We start from the raw sequence: 529 nt of genomic DNA on the forward strand, positions 1-529 counted from the left end.
CCGACTGAGCTATGGCACCTTAACCTGCATCCCCGTTTAACTTTGAATGCGATGCAAATATACCCCGATAATTCGAATTCTAAATTTTTCACCCATTTATTTCATGTATTTTTTTGAAAGACTTGATTTTGATACAGATAAAATTTACAAGAAATTAACACGTAAAAATTTCAAATAGCCTATCTTTGCATTTCAATAAAATAAAATGAGTAAAAGAGGAAGAGTATTAGTTGCTATGAGTGGGGGTGTTGACAGTTCGGTCGCGGCTGTCATGCTTCATGAACAAGGATATGAAGTCATAGGGATCACGATGAAGACTTGGGACTATGCTGCTTCTGGTGGCTCGTCTAAGGAAACCGGATGCTGTAGCTTGGATAGTATCAACGATGCACGTTCTTTGGCGGTGAATTATGGTTTCCCACATTATATATTGGATATTAGAGATGAGTTTGGCGATTTTGTTATTGACAACTTTGTTGATGAATATATTGCCGGCCGTACGCCAAACCCTTGTGTATTGTGTAATACC

Annotated in this window: 1 pseudogene; it reads left to right on the forward strand. The window is 38.2% G+C overall.

The features are described from left to right. Positions 1–205: 205 nt before the first annotated feature. Positions 206–529: pseudogene (locus L950_RS25525) on the forward strand (7-cyano-7-deazaguanine synthase); the annotation flags it as partial.

It is taken from the genome of Sphingobacterium sp. IITKGP-BTPF85, from assembly GCF_001006065.1.
In the GTDB taxonomy this organism is placed as follows: Bacteria; Bacteroidota; Bacteroidia; order Sphingobacteriales; family Sphingobacteriaceae; genus Sphingobacterium; species Sphingobacterium anhuiense.